The 4,405-nt window shown below is 48.2% G+C and carries 5 protein-coding genes; 4 read left to right on the forward strand and 1 reads right to left on the reverse strand.

Features of this window, described 5'->3' with window-relative positions; genetic code table 11:
* On the forward strand, nucleotides 1-448 hold a 448-nt coding region (rpsD, locus tag DBO31_RS05910; protein ID WP_150824683.1), incomplete at its 5' end, for a 30S ribosomal protein S4.
* Between the two features lie 207 nt (nucleotides 449-655).
* On the opposite strand, the gene DBO31_RS05915 is transcribed toward rpsD, so the two are convergent.
* On the reverse strand, nucleotides 656-940 hold the full coding sequence (locus DBO31_RS05915; RefSeq protein ID WP_200817468.1) for a hypothetical protein: 285 nt from the start codon (nucleotides 938-940) through the stop codon (nucleotides 656-658).
* 131 nt (nucleotides 941-1,071) lie between these two features.
* Between DBO31_RS05915 and DBO31_RS05920 the strand changes: the two genes are divergently transcribed.
* The 3 genes from DBO31_RS05920 to DBO31_RS05930 all read left to right on the forward strand — a co-directional run.
* Nucleotides 1,072-1,872, forward strand: coding sequence for a ThiF family adenylyltransferase (locus DBO31_RS05920; RefSeq protein ID WP_059075390.1), 801 nt, complete (start codon nucleotides 1,072-1,074; stop codon nucleotides 1,870-1,872).
* A gap of 171 nt (nucleotides 1,873-2,043) precedes the next feature.
* Nucleotides 2,044-3,393 (forward strand): MATE family efflux transporter, encoded by a 1,350-nt coding sequence (locus DBO31_RS05925; RefSeq protein WP_113855629.1) that lies wholly within the window; start codon nucleotides 2,044-2,046, stop codon nucleotides 3,391-3,393.
* A 144-nt stretch (nucleotides 3,394-3,537) separates the two neighbouring features.
* The coding region (locus DBO31_RS05930) for a DEAD/DEAH box helicase family protein (RefSeq protein WP_159897777.1) at nucleotides 3,538-4,405 on the forward strand (868 nt) is incomplete at its 3' end.

The raw sequence follows: 4,405 nt of genomic DNA on the forward strand, positions 1-4,405 counted from the left end.
AAAACAGAAGCTCCGTGCATATTACAACCTGCTGGAACGTCAGTTTGTCCGGTATTATGATAGAGCAAAGAAGATGGAAGGTGTTACGGGCGAAAACATGCTGAAACTGCTGGAATGCCGTCTTGATAACATCGTTTATCGCATCGGTTTTGCTAATTCCATCCGCCAGGCACGTCAGATGGTCAACCATGGCCATATCCTCGTCGATGGCAAACGCTGCGACATTCCGTCCGCCCGCGTAAACGTTGGTTCCGTCGTATCCCTGAAAGAAGCTTCCCGTTCGAACGAAATGTTCAAGAAATCCTTCCAGGAACTCAAATCCTTCGATGTAGCTTACATCGACAAAGATTTCGACAACTTTGCTGGCACCCTTACCCGCATGCCGGAACGTGACGAACTCCCAATCGAAATCAACGAAACACTGATCGTCGAATTGTACTCCAAATAATAGACAATATATCTGGATTACAACAACCTATGCAGAAAACAGGAAATCCTATGGATTTCCTGTTTTTTTTATTCCAGATCAGGTTTTATCGATGAGCCACTTATTACATAGCAACATGAATCTTTTTCCCACAGAATGCGATACCGTATTTCAAGACAGATGGTATCTGCTTCTGCTTGAATTCAGCTATATAATGCTGTTTTTCGATTATAAATCAGACACATCGCCTGAATCCGCACAGAATCGGTTGAGAATTTCGCTTTGGAAAACATGGGTCAGTTCAGCATTGGGAATCATGAGCTGGCAAAGGCGCCCATTGGAAACCGGCGTATTTTTTACAGCTGTCAGATAACCGGTCATCAATAAGAGCGTGTAAAGTCCGTCTTTATTTTGGGAAATATCCTTGTATATTAAACCTTCACGGATTATGGCGGCAACAGTACCGCCGTGCAAAAGAGTCAGTAGGTTTTTCTTCTGGTTTCTTGTGTTCATTTGCAGCATATGCTGGATGATAGCATTCGAAGACGTATTTTCGTTCTAATGAGAAGAAATAGAACTGGATACTAGGGAAAATTTATGATATAATAGTCTGTCACTATAGAGATAGAAAGGAACTTGTTATTATGTTGGGACGTTTTTCCAGAACGGAATTATTGCTGGGTCATGTTGCCATGGAAAAGCTGGCACAGACGACGGTAGCTATTTTTGGGATTGGCGGTGTCGGTTCTTATGTGGCCGAAGGTCTGGCCCGTTCCGGTATCGGTCATTTTGTTCTCGTCGATAATGATCTGGTCTGTCTGACCAATATCAACCGGCAGATTCATGCGACATCGAAGACGGTTGGCAAAAAGAAGACGCAAATGATGAAGCAGCGGATTCTGGATATCAATCCCCAGGCTGTTGTCGATACGATAGAAGAATTTTTTATGCCTGATGTAGCGGACAAGTTTTTCCAGCAGCACTACGATTATATCGTCGATGCTATCGATACGATGACCGGAAAAATCGCCCTCGTCGTGGAAGCAGATAAGAGACATATCCCTATTATCAGCTGCATGGGTGCCGGTAACAAGCTGGATCCTACGAAATTTGAAGTAGCCGATATTTACAAGACCAGTGTGGATCCTCTGGCACGGGTCATGCGCCGCGAACTGAAGAAGCGGCATATAAAAAAATTAAAAGTCGTGTACTCCAAAGAACAGCCGTTGAAACGCCGTCAGAGCGGCTGCGGTGCCAACTGCATCTGTCCGCCCGGGAGCTCTCACAGCTGTGACTTCCGTCGTTCTGTACCGGGGAGTATTTCCTTTGTACCGTCGGTAGCAGGGCTGATTATTGCAGGGACTATTGTCAATGACCTGGTAAAAGACTGTATTGAAGACGATACGAAAGCAGAAGGACCGGGAACGGGCGTACTGAATCGCTGAGTTATCGAATATAATAATAATTTTGGAATCATGAGGATGGACTGAACGGGAATTGTCATCAAAGCTGTGATGGCAGTTCCTGTTTTTTTGCCAGATGCAGTATCGCAGCGCCATCAGAGGCTGTGGTATACTATAGTATATATTTATTAATAGATTAGGAGACCCGGATAGATGAGAGATGCTTCGTTTTTAGGAACCCAGCCGGTCAGCAGGCTGCTCTGGAAATTTTCAGTCCCGGCCATTACCGGTACGGTCATTACGGCTTTGTACAATGTAGTTGACAGTATCTTTGTTGGCCAGGGCATTGGTGAACTGGCACTGACAGCTGTCACCGTTGCCTTCCCGGTTCAGACCCTGCTCATGGCGTTTGGCATGCTCATCGGTGTCGGTTCAGCCAATATCATTTCTATCCGCCTGGGACAGGGGCGGACAGACCGGGCAGAAGGTATACTGGGAAATGCCTTTACCCTGATGTTTGCCATCATGGTTGTAACGACCGGATTGTTCCTGTGGTATCTCGATTCCCTGCTGCAGGATTTCATGGGAGTGGATCCGGCTGTCCTGCCCTATGCCCACGATTTCATCAGCATTATTCTCGTAGGCAGTGTATTCCAGCACATCGGTTTTGGCATCAACAATGTCATCCGCGCCCAGGGAGATCCACGGACGGCCCTGGCGACACAAATCATAGCAGGTATCATTAACGTCATACTGAATTACTTGTTTGTGTTCACGTTCCAGTGGGGAATCAGCGGGTCGGCACTGGCAACGGTACTGGCACAAGCCGTAGCGGCTGTCTGGGTCACCTGGTATTTTATCTGGGGCCCGGCTGTGCTGAAGCTGCGGTGGAAATATCTCCGTCCCCGGCTGCATAGTATACTGGATATCGTCAAAATAGGCTGTTCTCCCTTTATGATGCAGCTGGCTGCCACAGCTGTCATGGTCGTCTTCAATGTACAAATCCAGTTTTATGGCGGCGTGACGGCAGTAGCTGCCTACGGCATCATAAACCGGCTTATGATGCTCATTTTTATGCCTGTCGTCGGCATCAGCATGGGGGCCCAGCCTATTTTAGGATTCAATTTTGGGGCCAGAAAGTATGACCGCGTCCTGCATACACTCCGCCTGGCTCTGTTGGCGGCAACGGGGGTCAGCATTCTGGGATTTATCATCGCCGAAGTGTTTCCCCAGGAAATCATCCGTATTTTTAACGATTCACCGGACCTGCTCCGCGTCGGGGTGAGAGCGATGCGTATATATCTGGTGATGACGCCCGTCGTCGGCTCTTCCATCATAGCGGGAAATTATTTCCAGGCCGTCAATAAACCCCTCTTTTCCCTGTTCTTTACGATCAACCGCCAGGTCTTTTTCCTCATTCCCTGTGTCTATCTGTTTTCCTCGTTCCTGGGTCTGGATGGCATCTGGCTGGCCGGAGCCGTCAGTGACGGGGCGGCGTTCATCGTTACGACAGCGGCATTAGTCTATAATGTACGACAAATGAAAAAACGGATACCGGCCTAAACCGATGGGTGGTATGTATTGTCCTGTTATCATCAAGGAGACTGTCCTGTCGTGCAGTCTCCTTTTTCTGTACATATGTTCGCCAATATGCTATACTGGGATAACGGAAAATTGCTATTCCTTTGTTCTGATTCGAGGTCTGCTATGGATATACAATCGCATTTAAATAAAGATTATGATACGTCTCATCCGTTCCGGGTCGTTGCGCCATATGAACCGATGGGAGACCAGCCGGAAGCCATTGCATCACTGGCTGAAGGGGTAAAGTCTGGTCAGTGGGCGCAGGTCCTGCTGGGGGCTACGGGGACAGGCAAGACGTTTACCATGGCCAAGGTCATTGAAGCCGTGCAGAAACCGACGCTGGTCATTGCCCACAACAAGACGCTGGCTGCCCAGCTTTGCAGTGAATTCAAGGCGTTTTTCCCCGATAATGAAGTAGCATACTTTGTCAGTTACTACGATTACTATCAGCCGGAAGCGTATATTGCTTCGACCGATACGTATATTGAAAAAGATGCGTCTATCAATGATGAAATCGATAAACTGCGCCATTCGGCGACGATGAGCCTCTTTGAACGGCGTGATGTCATTATCGTCGCGTCCGTGTCCTGTATCTATGGCCTGGGCGATCCGGAAGATTACAGTGAACTCGTCGTTTCTCTGCGGCTGGGGCAGGAAAAGTCACAGGAAGAAATCCTGCACAAGCTGGTCGATATCCAGTATACACGCAATGATGTGAGCCTGGAACGGGGGACGTTCCGCGTCCACGGTGACACCATCGAAGTATTTCCGGCGGCCTTTGATAATTCCGTCATCCGCATCGAAATGTTCGGCGATGAAATCGACAGGCTGACCGAAGTGGACGTACTGACCGGGGAAGTGATTGCCGAACGGAAACACGTGGCGATTTATCCGGCCAGTCATTATGTTACGACGAAAGACAAGATGGAACGGGCACTGGGAACCATCCGGAAAGAACTGGATGAACGGCTCAGGGAGCTAAAAGATGGAG

The sequence above is a fragment of the Megasphaera sp. DJF_B143 genome (assembly GCF_900320625.1).
Classification (GTDB): Bacteria; Bacillota; Negativicutes; order Veillonellales; family Megasphaeraceae; genus Megasphaera; species Megasphaera hexanoica.